Source organism: Pseudanabaena sp. FACHB-1998, assembly GCF_014696355.1.
GTDB lineage: Bacteria > Cyanobacteriota > Cyanobacteriia > Pseudanabaenales > Pseudanabaenaceae > Pseudanabaena.
Map to the genome: position 1 here is coordinate 93,405 of NZ_JACJQA010000048.1, position 19,782 is coordinate 113,186.

A 19,782-nucleotide genomic window follows, 5' to 3' on the forward strand; every position below is an offset into this window, starting at 1 on the left:
TGCCATGTCTATCTGTGCGATGATTATCTCAACTATCTTGTCGTTAGGTTTTGTTGACTGTGAATACTGTCCGTACTGTTTCTGATACCAAAAAAGATTTTTATTTAGCATTCCCCAAGCCAGTCAATCAGGTCTATCGACGGGTTGTAGATGAGCTTTTGGTGGAGATCCATCTGCTAAAGGTTAATCAAACATTTGTGTATGATCCAATTTTTGCCTTAGGCTTTGTAACTACCTTCGATCGCTTTACTGTTGGTTATAAGCCCGAAACCGATCGCTTTGCGGTATTTCATGCTCTATGTTCGGCGCTTCAGTTTGACTCTGATCGCATTCGTCAAGATGCCGCTACTCTCAGCGACCTTGCAACGAGATCGCCAAACGAAGTAAAAACTTTGCTTACCAGCCTCGACTCAGGTATTCATCTGGAACCCTTGTCTGGTCACTTGCATACTATTGCCAACAAACAGAACTTTAAATATAGCCGTTTGCTAGGCGTAGGTCTGTATGCCTTGCTAGAAATCACCGATCCAGAGGCGATCTCTGATAATGCTAAACGGGAAGAAGTGATCAAGGTAGTAGGCGAAATCCTCAAATTTGGTAGCGATCGCTTACTTAAGGATGTGGACTTATACCGCTCCAATCTGGACAAAATTGAGCAAGCCCGTCAGATGATTGCCGACATGGTTGAGGCGGAGCGCAAAAAACGCTCCCAAAAAGCTACGGCTACAGAAACTGGAGAATCACCCAGCGAAACTGCTGAAAATAACTAAAAAAAGATGGTGGCGCAAAGCGCCACCATCTTTTTTTTAATTGCATGGCTATACAGATAGGTTTTAAGAAAGCGCAAAGCGCTGTAACTATGACAAAATCAGAGCCTAACCTTATTGTCATCATGACAACCCTGCCTGACCCCGAACAGGCAAATAATATTGCTAAAATCTTAGTCACCGAAAAACTTGCCGCCTGTGTGCAAGTGATGCCCCAAATGACTTCCACCTATCATTGGCAAGGTGAAATCTGCCATGATCCTGAGCATCTAGTCCTCATCAAAGCTTTGCCCAGTAAATACGAGGCACTTGCCTCACGTTTGCGATCGCTACATCCCTACGAAACGCCAGAAATTATTGCGCTACCTGCGATCGCAGTCGATCAAAGTTACCTCAATTGGGTGACCAGCTTAGGTAGCATAGAATAAAGAGAAGGCGGCGCTTCACACTTGTCTTTCTTAAGTGGCGATCGCTATATATGCGCTCTCTAGGACTTGAATCAAATCAGGTAGTTGAAGCGGTTTGCTGATGTAATCCTGCATTCCTGCTTGTAAACAAATATCGCGATCGCCTTGTAAGGCGTTTGCTGTCAGCGCAATAATCCAAGGTCGTTCCGCAAATTCTAACCATATTTGTTTTGTAGCCGCTAAGCCATCCATCTCAGGCATAAAAATATCCATCAAAATTACATCGTATTTTTGACGACGCAATGACCCTAAAACTTCTAAGCCATTAGCAACAACATCAACTCGATAGCCTAAACGATTAAGATATTTCGTAGCTACTTTTTGATTTACCAAATTATCTTCTGCCAACAAAATCTTGAGGGGGAATCGACTGGCAAATTCGGCATCAAATAGAGAGTTATCTTTCGATTTGACGACCAAATCTATTTTTGAAGCATTACTATGCAGTTGCAATAAAGAGGCATATATCTGCGATCGCTTGGTCGGCTTATTTAGATAGATAGTGATTTTGTCAGATATTTTGTCAGAATTTAATTGTCCATTTTTACTTCCTTTCATTAATAAAAGCAGAGGTAATGATTTGGCGATCGCTCTAATTAGGCTGCCGATGTCACTACTATCAATCATCTTTAATTGATTTAAATCATCTAATAATGCTTCATCTAGAGGGAGACAGCCAACAATAGCCAAATCAAACTTTTTACCTTGTTGCAACCATGCGATCGCCTCTTGAGGAGATGATGTCGCCCAAACTTCCATTTGTAAAGCTTGCGATAAAGTGATTAACTCTTCTCGGTTGATATTATTATCTTCAAGGATTAAGATCTTTTGACCAGCTAGAGCCGTTCCTACATGAGGTTCTGTCGTTTCATGATTAGCTGCCACAGTAGAAATTGTAAAGGAGAAAGTAGAACCTACATTTACTTCGCTATCAACTAACATCTCACCACCCATGAGTTTTGTTAAGCGATTAGCGATCGCCAGTCCTAAGCCCGTGCCACCATATTGACGAGTAGTAGAGGAATCGACTTGACTAAAGGGTTTAAAAAGACGATCGTAACGGTCTTTAGGAATTCCAATTCCTGTATCCGTGATTGTAAATAGTAGTTTATATTGCTTCTCTACGAGAGGGCGATCGCTATTCTCATCAGCAACCATCTGCTCTCCGCTCTCCACTACCGATACCCGCAAAGACACCGAACCTTTGGGCGTAAATTTAACAGCATTCCCAAATAAATTAACTAAGATTTGACGTAAGCGCGTAATATCACTCACAATCCACTCAGGTACACCTGCGGTAATGCTATAAGCCAGTTCTATGCCTTTTGCCGACGCTTGCGAAGCTAATAAATCAAAGCAATCTTCAATGCAATTACGGAGATTAAAAGATTGAATGTCTAAGCTAAATTTCCCAGACTCAATTTTAGAAAAGTCCAGAATATCATTAATAATTGTTAGCAAATTATCGCCACTTAACCTAATAATCTCTGCAAATTCCTGCTGTTCTTCATCAAGATTTGTATCCAGCAATAAACTAGACATACCAATTACCGCATTCATCGGAGTCCGAATTTCATGACTCATTGTCGCCAGAAACTCACTCTTCGCCCGATTTGCTGCTTGCGCCGTTTGCATAGCTTGCAATATTTCTAATTTAGTTTGTTGTCTCTCTAAATGCATGGCAAGAGATGAAGCGGCAATAGTTAATAAATTAACCTCAAAATGCTCTCTGATTAACTCTTGTGCATAATCATGAAAGCTTATGAATCCCCAGAGTGAGCCATTAATAATAACAGGCATCAATAAAATTGAGTACACTCCCTTACAAAGCAAAATTTGTTTGTCGGCTTCATCAATATCAGACAATGTGACATGAATAATTTCATCCTTAGCCAATTTATGTAACCATTGAGAATTAATCAGATGATTAATAAATTCTTGTTGTTGTGATGCTTCATTTCTAATAATTTTTTCCGAATACCAAGCAGCATAAAGACACACCTTAACTCTATCAAAATCGTCCACTTCATAGGTGAAAATTTTTGCACTGGAAAACCCTGATACTAGCCCCAGCAATTTCAAAATATTTGTATAGTCTTGAGTGGAAACACTTTCAGAAATAAGATGTCGCTGGACATCCACAATTGTCGCTAAGTAGCTTTCTCTTTTTTCTAAGGTAGCAAGGGCTAACTTGCGATCGGTAATATCATTATTCGCACCCACCAGACGCATGGGCTTCCCTTCTTCATTCCAGAGTCCACTTGCCTGAGTTAATATCCATTTATAACTTCCATCATGACAGCGCATCCGATATTCGCTCACATAGCGCGGAGCCTTATGATTAAGATAATTTTCTTGTGCTTCTATAACGCGATCGCGATCGTCGGGATGGATTAAGTCTAGCCAGTCGATATGTTCTTCCGCCTCGGCAGGAGGCGGAAAACCTAACATCGTAAACCAACGATGGGAACGAAAGATTGTATTGGTTTCAAAATTCCAGTCCCAAATTCCATCATCAGCGGCTTGAATAGCCAACTGCCAACGCTCTTCGCTCTTTTGCAAAGCTAAGGTAATTTGTTTTAAATCAGTGATCTCCGTAACAATTCCATTCCAGATAATATTGCCATTGTCCTGAAGAGTAGGTTGTGCTCGCCCTGCCAACCATTTGATCTTGCCACTAGGAGTTTTAATGCGATGTTCATTAACCCAAGCAGTTAAATTCTGAGCAGAAATTTCTATAGATTGATAAAATGCTTCCAAATCTTCAGGAAGAATGAGATTAAAAACACTGATTACGTGCTGACATATTTGCTCTGCTGTCAACTCATAGAGGTTATAAGCCCCTTGACTGATAAATAGCATGGCATCATTGCCATTAACATCTCTTTGAAATTGATAAACAGCACTGGGGATTGCATCAGTAATTTTTTGGAGACGCAGTTCACTTTGTAAGAGTTCTTCGGTGCGCTCTTTTACTCTGACTTCTAAATTGTAATTAGCATCTTGAATTTCACTAAATTTATCGAGCAGAGCGCTTACCATAACTTGAAAGTTATATCCAAGAGTGTCGATCTCTGCAAGATGACTAGGCTCCCACACAAAATCCGATCTAGCCGAAAGATTTTGTTGCAGATTAGTTGTAAGATGCATCAGCCTAGAAATAGGCTGGTGCAACCTCCTACTGAGCTTATTCGCAATTAATACTGTAAATAAAATAATTAATAGAACAATTCCTAAAATATAGGTATGGAGATTTTCCAGAGTGTCTATATATGCAACTGGCGACGAACGCAATACTAATATCCAAGGAATTTGATCATAGATAGAAGTTCGTTGAATATAGTAGGATTTGCGCCAGCGCGTCATAGCCGAAACGCCTTTGAGTCGAGGAAACCATTGGGATATATTTTCTCTAAAGGGACGTACATCTCCATTTTTCTGTAAATCAAAAAGTTCACCTGTTTGGAAACTCGAAGAGTCACTAGCAATCACTTTATTATCATGATCAACTAAAAATGCTTCTAAGTTAGACCGCTCGGCATCTTGTCTGAGAAAATCTTTGAGTAAATTTATTTTTAATGTGCCAACAACTACACCATTAAATCGACTATCTTTAACAATTGGAATAGCGATGTCTAAATGGGCGTCCTTGATCATTCCGTCATTATCATGAATCTTACTAAAGACAGGCTTTAAGGTTAAACGAGCTTGATTGAAGATATCTTCTTCACCTATATAGAAACCCAAAGCTGCTCTTTCGACATTAGAGACCGCAGGAAAAATTGTGAGGATATTTGATTGGGCATCGGTTAAGTAGATATTGGAATAGGAAGGTGTCGCCTTAGCTAAAGTATCTGTAGCAAACTGCAATCGCTCCCAGTTTTTCTCGTCGGTTGCCAATTGAGCGAGTTCTTGCAGTACCAATAAATCTTTACTAAGGAGCGTTTTGAAATCACTGACAAGGTCAGCAGTACCCGATCGCAATTGGCGATCAATTTCATTATCGATATATTGGAGAGATTGAGAACCCATCAAAATAGCGATCGTCAGCACAGGGAAAAAGACAAATGCTAAGAGTAAATGAAATAGCATGTGCTGAATGGAAAGATTATGTTCGGGCAGTTGCCGTTTATGCAACCATTGGCGAATTGGCAAATAATCAATTAAAAGGTGAGCAATAAGGGAATTAAATGAACCATTAATAATTTGTTTTAAAACAACTAAAATAACCGAGCTAACACTAAATTTCAGAAAAAAGAAATAGAAACAAAAGCAGAGAGGTGCGCCCAAGCTTAACCAATAGAAAATAACCAGCAAAACCATGTTGCCCGATCGCCTGTGATTATCTCGATAGGTTAAGCCAATTCCCACCCACACCGCTTCTAAAATCAGCAAAATTGCTGCATAGGGTTGTCCCCATAGAAAATAGGTATGAATACTGGCGATCGCTCCAATCAAAACTCCTAGCTTAGTGCCATAGAGATAAGTGGCAATCAGAACAAAAATGCTTCCAAATAGAAAATCTACCCCAAAAAATAGTGGTAACCGAAAGTAGTTTCCTAAATAACTCAAAATTACAAACAATAAAAATATGCCGATAGATTTAAAGCTGAATTTAGGCTTAAATTTATCGTTTGAGAATTTATGAGTAATTTTTGAGATTAACGAAGGGATTTTCATGAAACAACTTATGTTACTGAGGCGCGTTGGTAGACGACAAAAATCAGGCTTTTTGTATTAGGGCAAATCGAAACTCCAGAAGCGAGTTACGGCGCTTCGCGCCGTAACTCGTCTTCTAGTTTTGTGTCCTCACAAGAAGGGTAATAGCTATATATTAAATATAAAACTTCAATAAGCTAATTTGTTTATTTGTCACATGAATTAGCTTATTGTCTTTGACTTCTCTTATTCCGTTCTCACTCAAAAATTAGTGAGGCGGCGCAAAGCGTCACCTCACTAATTTTTGGGTTTTAATCTCTATTTTTATAAGAGGAAGAGAGTAAGCTAAATTACTTATTTTTTTGTGTAAGTCCTAGTTATTTCAAGATTATTAATTCACCTTTATCGCTAGCAATTTGAAACTCTTCGCCAAAATCGCAGGTTGTTAGCTCTCCCAGTTGAATATTGCGATCGAAGTTAGTTAGAGAGGGATTAATTTCTAGCGCCCTTAAATAGAGACAGAGACGAGTCATTTCTACGGATTCTTCTACCACATCACAGCCAAACAAATTATGCTGCAAAATATGCAATAAGACTTCGGAAGGAGTCTTGTGGACAATCTCCTCATTTTTGCTAAATTCATCAGAGAATTTAGTTAGCAAATAGTGAATGCGTTCATGCTCGGAGATTAAAAATTCTAAAGCTGTTGCTAAGAAAACTCCCGCCCCACATTTTGGATGCAGGATTTTAATATTTAAGAGACGTTGCTGATATTCCTTGCAATAGGCTAACGTATCTTGCAAGTTATTCTCATGGCGATCGCCTTCTACCAAATCTTTTTTTAAACCTAAATGTTGTTGCAAAGTAAGAATCACGGATTCACTCTGCAAAATAGTTTTGCAAGGCAATTTGGGGGTTCTCCGCTTACTGAGATTGCCCAAATCTTTACGGTATTGAGATAGCTCCTTAATTGATTCATCAAAAAGGCAGGTCAGAATATGGCGGGTAATATCTTCGTGAAAATCAAACCGCGCAATTTCTTTAATTTGACGGCATAGCTCATCGCCCACAAAGAGAGAATTATCTAAAATACTATCGCTTTCAAAGAGACTAAATGGATAGGCTCTTACAGGGTTCTGGTAATGAGAATTGCCATTTTGTACCCAACTAAATATTGCTTTGTAATTCTCCCAAATAGGCTGTTCGACATAGGGATTAACAAATTCGTAAGCATCTTTAATTAAGTTTGCTGGTAGAAGCGATCGATCTTCACAACAGGCGACAAATAGAATGCGATTTAATAATTTCTGAGCTTGATAAATCGCTATAGATATAGCATCTTCTATTTTGATCTGCGGCTGATTATCTAAACTTGATTGATGAGGATTTGGGGCTTGAGCTAGTAACAATAAACGATAGCGAAAATCCTTAATCAGTTGACTACGAATTTTGTAATAGTGACTGTAAAAATTTTTGAGAACTTCCGCTTCAAGCTGATGAGACTCTTCAAGTAATTGAGAAGTACGTGATCGCTCTTCACTATTAGCGATTCCCCTTAACAATGTCCGTCGCGACAATACAAAATAAAAAGCCTTGAGTTGTTCTAAATCTGCTAACGACTCCCAAGAAAATCTCTGGCAAAACAAGCCCGATACATCGCGATGATAAAGGCAAATTTCCCGATAGTCTAAAACAATTAGCCATTCTGTCGTCTCATGTTCGGGTGGGGGCTTAACGATCGCCCCTTCTTCGGCAGTATTGACCCTAATTTCGGCAATAACATTAACCGCAGTTTCCGTAAAAAATCCTAGGGCGGGCTTAGGATGTAGTTCTAGTTCCCAATTGCCCCCGTTAGTCTCAAACGGAGATTTATATCCCAAAATATCAACAAAAATATCATGTAAAAATTGCGCCTCGGCAATTAGGTTGGATGGCTGCCCTGCCTCCGCAAAGCCTAGCCATTTCTGCACTATTTGATAGCGATCACCCAAATCTCTGGGAAAGCCAAAAGAATTCACCCGCCTCGCTAGCGGCTTAGGATGAAATAGAGAATAGTAAGGCGATCGTTGATTCATTCATCTGTAGTGGCATTTTGCGTTAATTTCTTTTCCGCCTCAACTTCTGCAAGCAACTTTTCTCGCTCTTCGGGCGACATTTCTTCTAAGCGTTTAGCCAAAACCGCTCTTTTGTAATCATCTAGCTGTTGATTGTAGGTCATAGTTTGCGTAATGGCTCGAAATACATAGGTAAAAACCCAAGCCATCAGCACACCGACTAAAACAACTTGACTCCAAACTCCCGCATTATTGGTATCTAGCCCAAAAGCGCGAAAAATGCCAAAAACAACTCCTCCAAATACAAAAAAAGCCGAAACAATTGCTATGGCATCAATACGACGCATGAATTTAATCTCTAAAACATTTTTATTAATTTTTTAATCAAAAACACCAAAACATTGAAAGGGTTAGGACTTACGCAAAGCTAACGGATTTAGTGGGTTTTGGGTAGATGTGACGCGGGCGAAGCCCGCGTCACATCTACCCAATGCGTAAGTCCTAATGATTACAAAGCAACACTTTCAAAAAATTTCTCGATTTGGCTGGAAACGCAAGGCGCTGTAGGGTTGCGCTACCTAATGTTAGGTATAGCTGTAGTCACTTGCATTAGGACAAATCAAAACCCAAGAAGCGAGTGGCGGCGCGAAGCGCCGTAACTCGTCTTCGGGTTTTGTGACCTAATTAAAATGGCAACAGCTATAGTTAGGCAACTTAAACTGGTCTTGCTTGGGGACGAAAATTGAAGAAAGGCGAGATCAGCAACAATCCGGGAAAGAAGAAGAAGGCAAAAAAGCATAGTATTACTCGTTCGACCGAGCCTGTTTTATACCAACGCGCTTTGAAATAAAACAACACTATCAAAGGGATTACCAACAAATATGCACCTGCGATCGCTGCGTAAGCGGCTACAGCATAGAGAGTAGGATCAGGCGAAAGAAACGACATATTTCTAGAAAGGTTTGTGTAGTTGTGTCTGATTAAAGATTGTAACAGTTCAAAAAAGCAATTTTAAAGTTTGCGATGCCTTGGGCATCACAAACTTTAAAATTGCTTTTGGGGTTTGTTTGATTTTAGATTGTTAGGGTGCTAACATAAGAAACGCTGAAAATTTACCCGAATACATTCCTAAGACTGTGGCACCTCAACAACAAAAGATTCGGATTCGTCTAAAAGCTTTCGATCATCGCCTGCTAGATTCATCCTGCGAAAAAATCGTCGAAACTGCTAATCGTACAAACGCTGCGGCTGTTGGCCCTATTCCTCTGCCAACCCGTCGTCGTATCTATTGCGTTCTCAGATCTCCCCACGTAGATAAGGACTCTCGCGAACATTTTGAAACTCGCACTCATAGTCGCATTATCGATATTTATCAACCATCTGCAAAAACCATTGATGCTCTCATGAAGCTAGATTTAGCTGCTGGTGTAGATATTGAAGTGAAGCTCTAAAGTGCAACTTTAAATCAAGCCCAGTAAACAGAGTAGACACTTGGTGACTCCTCTATTTACTGGGCTTTAGTCTCAGCAAGAGGCGGCGCATTGCGCCGCCTCTTGCTTTTGCGTCCACCAAATGGCGGCATCCCAGAAAGCCCAAAAAGGCGGCGCGATCGCATCGCCTTTTTGGGCTTTCTGGGATTACGGTATAAAATGCGACAACTCAAATATCTGAGTTATTTGGTTTAAACTAGGGGAGAAATGAGAGAGCTTAACATCTGGCTCTGAGGAATTAAAATGCTGAAAAAGCTAAGACTTAAGTACCTTTTAGCGTTTGCCCTAGCGGCGATCGCTGCTATAGCAGTCATGCTCTTCGGTCATGACAAAATGCCTATTCAAGCTCAAAACCAAGTAACTAAACTAGCGCAGACTCAGCCTGCGGACTCAACTCCTAAAACCGTCAGCTTGCAAAATGCAGGGTTGCAACTCCAAGAAGTTGCTCAAGGTGTTTATGCACTGATTGCCAGTACTGATTTTCCTCCCGCCAGTCCTGCGGTAGCAATTTGTAATGGCGGCTTTATCATCGGTAGTGATAGCGTACTGGTGATCGATCCTTTTCAGACTTCTGAACTGGCGGAACTGATGATCGCCACTGTGAAATCACTCACTGATAAGCCTATTAAATATGTGCTTAATACCCATTACCACTTCGATCATACAGGCGGCAATAGCGCCTTTGTAAAGCGTGAAATTCCTGTGATGGGGCGTGGGGTTATCCGTGAATATATCCAAAGCGGCAAAAATAACACTGGTGGCGTAACTCCACCTAACGTAATTGTTAATAGTCAAACCGATCTTTGGCTAGGCGATCGCCAAGTCAGAATTGAGCGTGTAGATGGTCATTCGGCGGGAACTGACTTAGTTGCCTATGTACCTGACGCAAAGGTCTTATTTACGGGTGATATGGTTTTTAATAAGCGTATTCCTTACACTGGCGATAGCGATATTCGCCAATGGCAAGGCAGTCTATATCGCCTAATTGCGACTTATCCCGAAGCCAAGGTTGTTCCCGGACATGGGGATGTCACGGATGTGACTGGTTTACAATCTCAACAAGCCTATTTCTCTTGGCTAGAGCGTACTGCGCTGGAGTGGAAAGCCCAGATTTTAAGCAAGGAGCAAGTCCTTCAGAAATTCGCCCAAGTACCTGATGCGTACAAAGACTACAAATTTAAAGGCATATATCCCTTAAATTTAGAGTCTGCCTACGAACAGTTTACTCGTAGCAAAATTATTCCCCTAATTCCTTAAAACCAAAATAATGTTGTGGCGCAAAGCGCCACAACATTATTTTGGGGATGGAAATATCTATTTCAGTTGTTTATTAACTGTTGCTATCATGCTGCGTTCTTATAAGTTCCCCTTCCAGCTATCTTTCAAATTGCCTTTGCTAATTGGTTTAAGTTTGCTATCAGCGATCGCCACGATCTTGATTGGCGTATCTCAGGCTGATGCACTGCAAGCCATGCTGAAGCCGAATAACCCTAAGCTTGGGGAAACGGTATCTGTCTGGATTGCCACTAACCAAGTGGGAGCTATGCCTACGGTGTCGGTTAATCAAAAGCAATTTCCTGTATTTGCGATCGCCCAGAATCGCTGGCGAGCTTTTATACCGACTACACCCCTTGATAAGGCAGGATCACGTAATGTCGTGGTCACAGGCGAAGGGTTTCAGCAGGTTTTACCAATGCAGGTAGGCGATCGCCAATTTCCGACGCAAAGTATTTGGCTGAATGATTCGGGCAGTGGCTCGGAGCCGACAGATTATGAATGGGATAAGGTTTCGGCATTTAAGAAATTAGTCACACCGCAAAAGCTTTGGAATGGGGCTTTCTTGCGACCTAATGAAGGCGAAATTACTACGGGATATGGGGTACGGCGTTATTACAATGGCGAATTTGCTAATGACTACTACCATCGAGGTGTGGACTACGCTGGCGGAACAGGTTCTCCAGTGGTTGCGCCTGCGTCGGGTTATATCCGCTTAGTGGGAACTGTGGATCAGGGCTTTGTGTTGCATGGCAATACGATTGGCTTAGATCATGGTCAGGGTGTGGCTAGTATTTTCTTGCATCTCAGCAAAATATATGTGAAGGAAGGGGATTACGTTAAGGCTGGTCAGGTGATTGGGGCAGTCGGTGCAACTGGAGCCGTTACGGGTCCGCATCTGCATTGGGGTTTGTATGTTAATGGTGAAGCGATCGATCCTGTGGCATGGCGCTATGAAGGGGTGGAATAAACAAACTCAAGAAGTGAATTACTCTAAGAAATTCCAAACCAGCTTAGGTAGTTATTAAGAATATCTTTGCCAAAAAACAGGGAAATTGCGCCGCCTACAGCTAAAAAGGGACCAAAGGGAATTGGTTGTTGTTTGCTTATATTTTTGAGCAATAGGGCGATCGCTCCCACCAGAGTCCCGATCGCGGACGCTAATAAAATCGTCAGCAAAATATTTTGCCAGCCGAGCCACATCCCGATCATTGCCGCAAGTTTGGGGTCTCCGCCGCCCATCGCTTCCTTTTGCAAAAATACTCTTCCTGCAATTCGCATGATATCCAGTAGCCAAATCCCTAAAACTGCGCCCCCGATGCCAAAAATGAGATGTCCTGCCAGATTGGTGCGATCGCCTGTGTTCACAAAAACTAAACTAGCTTGATAGATCAGTCCCAATCCTAAACCAGACTGGGTGATCGAATTGGGCAGAGTCATCGTATCAATGTCGATCATGGCGAGAGCCAATAGCCAACTGAGAAATAGGGCATAAAAGCATAAAACTGGAACTGGTTGCGAAGTGCCGAAATAAGCTGCTACACACCAAAATAAGAAGCTTGTTAAAGCTTCGATCACAGGATAGCGCCATGAAACGGGGGTATGACAATAGCGACATTTACCCTTAATTAAAAACCAGCCAATCACGGGTAGATTATCGCGAGGAGCCAGTGGGCGTAGGCAATGGGGACAACGAGATGGGGGATAAAGGATGGACAACCCCGCAGGAACTCGATAGATCACTACGTTTAAAAAGCTACCAATACAAGCTCCTATGGCGATCGCCAAACCCTGTATAAAAAGAGATTCGATTAATAGCAAAGATTTAAGGTAAGTAGGTAAGCAATATTAAATATAAAACCCCAATAAGCTTATTTCCTCGCTTTGCGAGGAAATAAGCTTATTGGGGTTTTGATCGAGAAAAGAAGGGCGGCGCAAAGCGCTGCCCTTCTTGTTTAATAAGGCAAACAAATTGTGCGGGTGACTGAGCAATTTACCCCATCATAGTCGCGGCATACCTTACGAGCAGTTCTTTCTGCTTGTCTCTCATCGGTTGACCAACCAGAACCTGCTGCACCATTAGAACCTTCAGCGATTGACATACAGGCATTGCGAGTCCAGATTAGTACCCGACAATCTCCAGTACCTGCCAAGCTTTCACATTCGCTTAACGCACGATTTTCAGCCGCTGCACGGGTGCGATAATTCCAAGAATAGCCTTTATCTTGAGTTGATGGCGATCGCGCAATAGCTCCATAACTATTTTGGGCATTTGCCTCGACGGCTCCTAGCGAAATGGTCGGAATTGCAACAGCCGCAGCGATCGCTAGAGATTGCCAGAAACTTTTAAACATAAATTGTCCTGCCGTTTGTGTGGGTAAAACCTTATAGCATCTATAGTAATATGCCAATTATGCTAGCGATGTGTTAGTTAGCATATTTTAAACAATGGGAGTCACAATTTGCTCACAAGCACCAAAAATCCATTAGTAAAACAATTGCGATCGCTGGGAGAGAATGCCAAAAATCGTAAAGAATTAGGGCTTTTTTTAATAGAAGGAACCCATGCCTTAACGGAAGCGATCGCCACAGCTTATCCGCTATCGATAATTTGCTGTACAGAAAAATGGATTTCCACTAATCCAGATTTATACCAACAAATAGAAGCTTTTACTGATGAGATAGATAGATTAGAAATAGTTTCTGAGGAAGTGCTGCAAGCGATCGCCACTACCCAAAATCCTGATGGTGTAATTGCGGCGGCCTTTTTGCCATCGGGAGAAATTGCCCATATCAAGAATTTGGGCTTAGCCCTTGAAACAATTCAAGATCCCGGCAATATTGGCGCGATCGTGCGATCGGCAGTGGCGGTTGGTCTTGATGGCATGTTAGTTAGTAGTGACAGTGTAGATTTGACTAATCCCAAAATCATTCGCGCCACCGCAGGTCAATGGTTTCGTTGTGCGATGCAGACTTCTAATTCCCTTACCGATGATATTCGTAAATTAAAGGCGCAGGGAGTCAAAGCGATCGCGACTTTACCTAATGCAAAGAAAACCTATTGGGATTATGACTTTACACAACCCACGGTAATTCTTTTAGGAAATGAAGGCAATGGCTTATCCGATGAGCTAATAGCCCTTGCGGATGAAGCCGTATCTATTCCTCAAAGCGATCGGGTGGAATCTTTGAATGTGGCTATTTGTGCAGCGCTATTGCTTTATGAAGCAAAGCGACAAAATCTCAATAATTTATAGAGGAAGGGCGGCGCAAAGCGCCGCCCTTCCTCTTTGGGCTTAATTATCTTATGCTAGGGATGGAGTAGGTATCAAGATGCTCTTGAACCCAATGGCTTCCTAATTCCATTAAATGTTCTAAGCTAAAATCCCATAAAATGACGCTGCCATTCACACTTGTAGAAGCAAGGATGTCTCCTTGGGGATTAAAACACACACTTTTAACCGTTGCTTGATGCCCCTGTAGAGTTAAAAGATCTTTGCCATCTAAACTCCAAATTTTAACATGGTGATCGCTAGCCCCAGACGCAAGAGTATTACCATCAGGACTAAAGCACACACTCCTGACCTCCGCATTATGTTCATTCATACTTTTTAGGATTTTCCCATCCAGATTCCAGATTTTAATGCTCCCATCCTTACTTCCACTCGCAATGGTTTGACTATCGGGGCTGAAAGAGACGCTATAAACTTCTCCCGTATGTCCAACTAAAGTATTTAACAAAGTTCCATCCCAATGCCACAACTTAATTGTTTTGTCTTGGCTAGCTGTGGCTAACATATTACCGTCAGGACTAAAGCAGACTTGATAAACAGCGTTAGAATGACTGGCTAATATATGTATCCATTCTCCATTCCTTGTCCATAGTTTAACGGTGCTATCGGCACTAGCTGACGCGAATAATTCTCCATCACTACGGAACGCCACACTGTAAACAGAAGCTGCATGTTCGTTATATATACTTTTAATTAAACTTCCCTTCTTATTCCAAATTTTGATGGCGCGATCGGAACTAACCGATAATATCAATTCACCATCGGGACTAAAACATACACTATTTACGCTTTCTTTATGCCCCTCAAGAGTAGTCATAAGTTTTGAGTTAGGGAGCCAAATCTTAGCCGTAAGATCGCTACTAGCGGATGCGATAAAATAACCGTCCGCACTAAAGGCAACAGAATTTACTTCATCAGTATGTCCTACTAATTGGGGTAGCGAGTTCCCAGCAGTCCGCCAAAACTTGATGGTGGTATCCTGACTACCTGATATCATCGTACTACCGTTATGGTTGAAGTTGATAGTATGGACTCCACCTCTATGCCCCAATAGAGTCTTTAGTAAGTTTCCCTGTAAATCCCAAATCTTAATAGTCCGATCCCTACTAACAGAAGCAAGAGATGTGCCAGCAGGATGAAATTTCACTCCTAAAACCTTATCGGTGTGACCTTCAAGAGCGGCGATTAGATTGCCTTCCATATTCCAAAGCTTAATATCTTGACCACGGCTAGCAGATGCGATAATTCTTCCTGATGGCGATATATCAATATCTTCAATAAATCGATCATGGGCTTTAATAGTTCTAATAAGTGAGCCGTTGATGTTCCAGATAATCAAGGATTGATCGGCACTACCTGAAACTAGGCGATCGCCATTTGGACTAAAACAGATACAGGTTATCCATTTAGAATGACCACCATTAAACGTATTAAATAGAGTTCCATCATCTTGCCATAACCTGATTTTCGCATCTTCGCCACAGGATGCAAATACGGCATCCGTAGGGCTGAACTTTACGGCTAACACTGGAGCTTGATGATCCTTAAGAATTTGATAAGGCTTCTCGTTATATAGCTTGGTTAGTCGATCCATTTTCCATAGTCTAATCGTGCCATCACGGCTCGCCGAAACGAGACTTTGACCATTACGGCTAAAGCTCAGACTAGTAATCCAGTTGGAATGTCCAACCAAGGTTTGTTTGAAGTTGCCTTTGAGATCCCAAATTTTGATTGTGCGATCGCTACTGCCCGAAGCCATCAGGGAGCCATGAGGATGCATGGCGATCGCGGTGACAATATCGAGATGAGCCGCAATGTAATTGTATTCACGCACATTGTAAACAGCTTGATGTAGAGCCGTAATGCCATGCATTCGGAGGCTAGATCTTTCTCCGATAGAGGCTTCTAATCTCTGGAGCTTTTTGCCCGCCTCCATGGACTCGATCAAAGATTCAAAATGTTGATTGAGTATGAATGTTGCCTTAGCCGATGCACCTTTAAGTACAACTTCTGCTTCCATTAAACTGGCTTGCAGTTTCTGTTGCATATCCATCAATCTAATTTTTGCCTCTTGTTCTGCTTCTAAGGTTTTTTCTAATCTTCGCTTTGCCGCCGTGAGGATTTGATTAGCTTCGGCTTGAGCGAGTAAAGCCATTTCTACTTCTCTTTTCTCCAGATCTTGACTAGCCGAAAAGAAATGGTAGTCATAGTTGCTCAAATGTTTATCTACTGACCAACCTAAGGCATCTTGCAAAGCCTGTCCGCGAAGTAATCGAGACTCGTCTTGACAGGTTGAGTCCATCCAAGCTTTAAAAGCTTCTCCATAGGGTCGCAAGTTAGCAAGAGCTTGATTTACCCAATTGAGATTAAATATAGCTGCATAAATGGGATTGTAAACTCTTAATTTGCCTTCTCTCTTCACTACTAGTCCTGTAATTCTTAATTCTGTTTGTTCAGGACTATCATCGGCAATAATCCCACCTTCAATATTTTTTTTCAAAGATGGCTCGGAGACTAAAATCTGTTGATATAAACCCAGCAATTTACCCTGTCGATTTTCGCTACTCCAGAGGATGCGATCGCGAATTGTTTTAAAGTGTTCAGGCTGATCTTGAGCTTCCCAGTTATCAATTAAGCGCGATCGCACTAAGTTACTGACCCATACGAGTTCATGGTTTAGGGGAATCGAGTCGGATGAGGTCAAGATGATTTGACAGATTTTTTGGGTGAGAAAGGGTTGACCTCCCGTATAGGCAAGGATCGCTTTGAGGACAGCAACAGGATTTTGAGATTTTGAGATTAATCCTCGCATTAAGGGTTTTGCTTCCTTTAACTGAAAGCCCCTTAACTCGATCGCTTGACCAATGTTAAAAGGTGTGCGCTGCTTATCTTGGATGAGATCGGCAGGTGTCGCCACCCCAAAAAGCGCAAAAGTCAAGCGATTGTAGGCAATGCGATCAGCTCGACGATTAAAGGATTCACGGATCAAGGCGAAGAAATCATCAACGGGAAAATTAAGGCTAAGAATACTATCAATTTCATCAACAAATAGAATAATTGGGGAAGATATCTTTTTGAGAAGTCCTTCGTCCAGAAACTTGCCAAAGCGCTGGACTGGTGACAGTAGCGTATTTTTTTCCCACCATTCCTCCAAATCAAAGGAATTATATAAATTTAAGCTACTGAGAATACTATCAATTAGCCCCGCATACCACTGCTCGGGCGTAATATCCGATGTACCGATCGCCGTAATGTCCACAGCCGCACAGGTAAAACTCTCCTCTTGCAATCGTCTCATCGTGCGAACCCGCAAGCTAGATTTACCCATCTGGCGAGAATTTAACACATAACAGAATTGTCCCGCCTTTAAATTCTCATATAAGTCTTTATCAGCTTGTCTTTCTACATAGGTGGGTGAGTCTAAGGCTAGACTGCCGCCCACTTGATAGAGATATGTGTTCTTATTTAAGAGCATTGTTTAAATCTATGTAAAAGAACTCTAGCCAAATAGATTGAGCGCAAAACCGAAAAGAGAGATGCAGCGAGAAGCGCTGCATCTCTCTTTTCGGTTTTGGATTTGTCCTAAACATAACTGGCTACCCCAATCATCCTATTCAATTCTTAAACTTTGACGAAAATATAGACGATAAAGATCGCACATTGGAATAACTAGATTTCCTTGAAATTTAACCATACCGATACTCCTCAGCTTAAAGGCGATGCGACTATCTAAATGTAAAGGGCGATCGCTGGATACCAGTTCTCGAAAAGCAGCTAGCATTTCGGGATCTTCCTGCAAATTAACAAGTTGACGACGGAGATGGTTGCCATAGATGCCGTCTTCCGTCGTAGCCTGTTGGATTAATTCCACCAAATTTGTTCTTCCTCTTGCAATTTGATAGAGAGCCTGTCTCGCGAGATAGGGATGTCCACCCGTAAGGAGCATTAATTGATGGATGTGGCTAGCTTGCCAATCAAGTTGATGTCGCTTTATCAAATCTGCAAGTTGATTCAAGGTGAGTTCAGGCAACTCAATCGGCAGTCCTACATTAAAAGGAGACTGATTAATATTTAAGGGAATATAAACTTCTTTGGAATGAACAATTACTAGGCGTAGCTTTTTCCAAATCTCTTCGTTTTTGGCTTTTTCATGCCAAGCTCGCAGCAATCCAAAAAAATCTGAGGCAATTTTGGGATATTGAAAAATTAAATCCACTTCATCGAGTCCTAATACCAAAGGCACATCTGTAACCGAGAGCAGATAGCGCTGAAAATATTTTGTACATTTATTTTTACTTCCCAATACGCCTTGCCAGTATTCTTCTAAATTGTCTTCTAGATTTAGCTCAGCGGCAATACTCGCACAAAACCATTGCAGAAATATATCTAGTTCACCAAACACATCACTATCTGCTTGCTGAAAATATAAATGAGCGACTTTATAGCCTTTATATTTGCCATAGGCAAGAGTACGCGTTAACAAAGATGACTTACCCATTTCGCGAGGAGCCTTGATCCGAATGAGTGCGCCTGCTCGGAGAATCGTTTCGCCGCAATCTTTTTCGATGGGCGGTCGCTGAATATAAAAGCGCGAACCTATTTCGATTTGTCCTGCTGGTTCTTCTAACTCAAAGGGTGATGGGGAAGTAGATTTTAGAGTTAGAGTAGTGACGGCATTAGAATTTTTGAGAAGCTTGGCTAAATCTTGTAAAGTTTCCTTAGCATCTAAATAGCGTTGGCGGTAGTCATAAAACACCATTTTGCTAATAATCGCAGCTAAACCTGAGTTAATTTTGACGTTAGCCAGACCACAGGCAAGGGGGACACTGTATTCTTTAGTTTGCTCATCCTTAGGTAATTCTTTAAGCCCTAAACCTGTTAAAGCCTGCAAACACATCATCCCCAAAGCGTAGATATCACTACAAAATTTGGGTTGTCCTGCCATTTGCTCACTAGGCATATATACCAGAGAGCCTACAACGACAGTTCTGGTTTCATTATTTGCTTCTTGCAAGTTTTCCAATACATCACTATTTAGAGCCTTAACGGTTCCAAAATCAATGAGAACGATTTTGCGATCGCTATGGCGGCGCATTAAATTCGTGGGTTTAATATCTCGATGGATCACCTGAGAACTATGAACAAAAGCTAATACTTGCAAAATATCGATTAAGGCGGTGACTAGCTCTAATTGACTCCATTTGCGACCATTTCCAATTTCTTTGTCTAAGGTATGCCCTTCAATAAATTCTTGGACAAGATAAAATTCACCCTTCTGTTCAAAATGAGCAAATAATCGCGGAATCTGATCATGATTTCCCAGATCATGCAAAGTTTTTGCCTCAGAATCAAATAGCCGCTTGGCGATCGCCAGTTCTTGAGGTTTACTAAATTGAGGCTTTAATTGTTTAACTACGCAAGTGGGAGTATTTGGCAGTTGTAAGTCTTTTGCTAAAAAAGTACGCCCAAAACCACCTCCACCTAAAGGTTTAATGATTTGATATCTTCCTGCAAGAATTTCTTCACTGCTGGTCATGGGGATTGGCAAAGCTCACTTTTCAACTAATTAATTATCACTTTAATATTGAACCAATAATTCAAAAATATAAGTGCTAAATAATTAAGTACCTCGGCTTAATAAATATAAAACCTGTGGCGCACGCTGCGCGTGCGCCACAGGTTTTATATAGCAAAGCAAGAGTTAGTTAGTACAAACCAAAACCCAAAAATCGAGTTGCGGCGCGAAGCGCCGCAACTCGATTTTTGGGTTTTATGTC

At 41.5% G+C, this 19,782-nt stretch carries 15 protein-coding genes; 6 read left to right on the forward strand and 9 right to left on the reverse strand.

Annotation, left to right across the window (positions count from 1 at the left end):
• The first annotated feature begins 59 nt into the window (after nt 1–59).
• Together psb29 and cutA are read left to right on the forward strand one after the other, a co-directional pair.
• Entirely contained in the window at nt 60–770 is a 711-nt protein-coding gene (gene psb29 / locus H6F42_RS19790) for a photosystem II biogenesis protein Psp29 (RefSeq protein ID WP_190401105.1), read from the forward strand.
• Between the two features lie 89 nt (nt 771–859).
• On the forward strand, nt 860–1,195 hold the full coding sequence (cutA, locus tag H6F42_RS19795; RefSeq protein ID WP_190401106.1) for a divalent-cation tolerance protein CutA: 336 nt from the start codon (nt 860–862) through the stop codon (nt 1,193–1,195).
• 30 nt (nt 1,196–1,225) lie between these two features.
• Here cutA and H6F42_RS19800 read toward each other — a convergent pair whose 3' ends face one another.
• From H6F42_RS19800 to ndhL, 4 genes are all read right to left on the reverse strand, one after another.
• A complete protein-coding gene (locus H6F42_RS19800) occupies nt 1,226–5,914 on the reverse strand; it encodes a PAS domain-containing protein (protein WP_190401107.1) in 4,689 nt (1,562 codons plus the stop codon).
• A gap of 356 nt (nt 5,915–6,270) precedes the next feature.
• The gene (locus H6F42_RS19805) at nt 6,271–7,968 is read right to left on the reverse strand and encodes a hypothetical protein (protein ID WP_190401108.1); all 1,698 of its coding nucleotides are present in this window, start codon (nt 7,966–7,968) and stop codon (nt 6,271–6,273) included.
• Nucleotides 7,965–8,294: a DUF3007 family protein gene (locus tag H6F42_RS19810; RefSeq protein WP_190401109.1), complete on the reverse strand. Its 330-nt coding sequence runs from the start codon at nt 8,292–8,294 to the stop codon at nt 7,965–7,967. The genes H6F42_RS19805 and H6F42_RS19810 overlap by 4 nt, the downstream gene beginning before the upstream one ends.
• Before the next feature lie 367 nt (nt 8,295–8,661).
• Entirely contained in the window at nt 8,662–8,895 is a 234-nt protein-coding gene (ndhL, locus tag H6F42_RS19815) for an NAD(P)H-quinone oxidoreductase subunit L (protein ID WP_190401110.1), read from the reverse strand.
• Between the two features lie 188 nt (nt 8,896–9,083).
• Between ndhL and rpsJ the strand changes: the two genes are divergently transcribed.
• On the forward strand, nt 9,084–9,398 hold the full coding sequence (rpsJ, locus tag H6F42_RS19820) for a 30S ribosomal protein S10 (RefSeq protein ID WP_009625825.1): 315 nt from the start codon (nt 9,084–9,086) through the stop codon (nt 9,396–9,398).
• Between the two features lie 56 nt (nt 9,399–9,454).
• Here rpsJ and H6F42_RS19825 read toward each other — a convergent pair whose 3' ends face one another.
• The gene (locus tag H6F42_RS19825) at nt 9,455–9,610 is read right to left on the reverse strand and encodes a hypothetical protein (RefSeq protein ID WP_190401111.1); all 156 of its coding nucleotides are present in this window, start codon (nt 9,608–9,610) and stop codon (nt 9,455–9,457) included.
• Between the two features lie 70 nt (nt 9,611–9,680).
• On the opposite strand from H6F42_RS19825, the gene H6F42_RS19830 reads away from it, so the two are divergent.
• Nucleotides 9,681–10,694 carry an MBL fold metallo-hydrolase gene (locus H6F42_RS19830; protein ID WP_190401112.1) on the forward strand — a complete coding sequence of 338 codons (1,014 nt, stop codon included), beginning with the start codon at nt 9,681–9,683 and terminating at the stop codon, nt 10,692–10,694.
• Between the two features lie 88 nt (nt 10,695–10,782).
• Nucleotides 10,783–11,682 carry a M23 family metallopeptidase gene (locus H6F42_RS19835; protein ID WP_190401113.1) on the forward strand — a complete coding sequence of 300 codons (900 nt, stop codon included), beginning with the start codon at nt 10,783–10,785 and terminating at the stop codon, nt 11,680–11,682.
• 23 nt (nt 11,683–11,705) lie between these two features.
• Here the strand turns inward: H6F42_RS19835 and H6F42_RS19840 are convergent, their stop codons facing one another.
• Both H6F42_RS19840 and H6F42_RS19845 read right to left on the reverse strand, forming a co-directional pair.
• Entirely contained in the window at nt 11,706–12,533 is an 828-nt protein-coding gene (locus tag H6F42_RS19840; RefSeq protein ID WP_190401114.1) for an A24 family peptidase, read from the reverse strand.
• Nucleotides 12,534–12,667: 134 nt separating this feature from the next.
• Complete coding sequence (locus H6F42_RS19845; protein ID WP_190401115.1) at nt 12,668–13,066, reverse strand: DUF4189 domain-containing protein; 399 nt, start codon at nt 13,064–13,066, stop codon at nt 12,668–12,670.
• A gap of 108 nt (nt 13,067–13,174) precedes the next feature.
• Between H6F42_RS19845 and H6F42_RS19850 the strand changes: the two genes are divergently transcribed.
• Nucleotides 13,175–13,969 (forward strand): RNA methyltransferase, encoded by a 795-nt coding sequence (locus H6F42_RS19850; RefSeq protein WP_190401116.1) that lies wholly within the window; start codon nt 13,175–13,177, stop codon nt 13,967–13,969.
• A gap of 43 nt (nt 13,970–14,012) precedes the next feature.
• Here H6F42_RS19850 and H6F42_RS19855 read toward each other — a convergent pair whose 3' ends face one another.
• Together H6F42_RS19855 and H6F42_RS19860 are read right to left on the reverse strand one after the other, a co-directional pair.
• Nucleotides 14,013–17,480: an AAA-like domain-containing protein gene (locus H6F42_RS19855; RefSeq protein WP_190401117.1), complete on the reverse strand. Its 3,468-nt coding sequence runs from the start codon at nt 17,478–17,480 to the stop codon at nt 14,013–14,015.
• Between the two features lie 135 nt (nt 17,481–17,615).
• Entirely contained in the window at nt 17,616–19,541 is a 1,926-nt protein-coding gene (locus H6F42_RS19860; RefSeq protein ID WP_190401118.1) for an AAA-like domain-containing protein, read from the reverse strand.
• Nucleotides 19,542–19,782 lie beyond the last annotated feature (241 nt).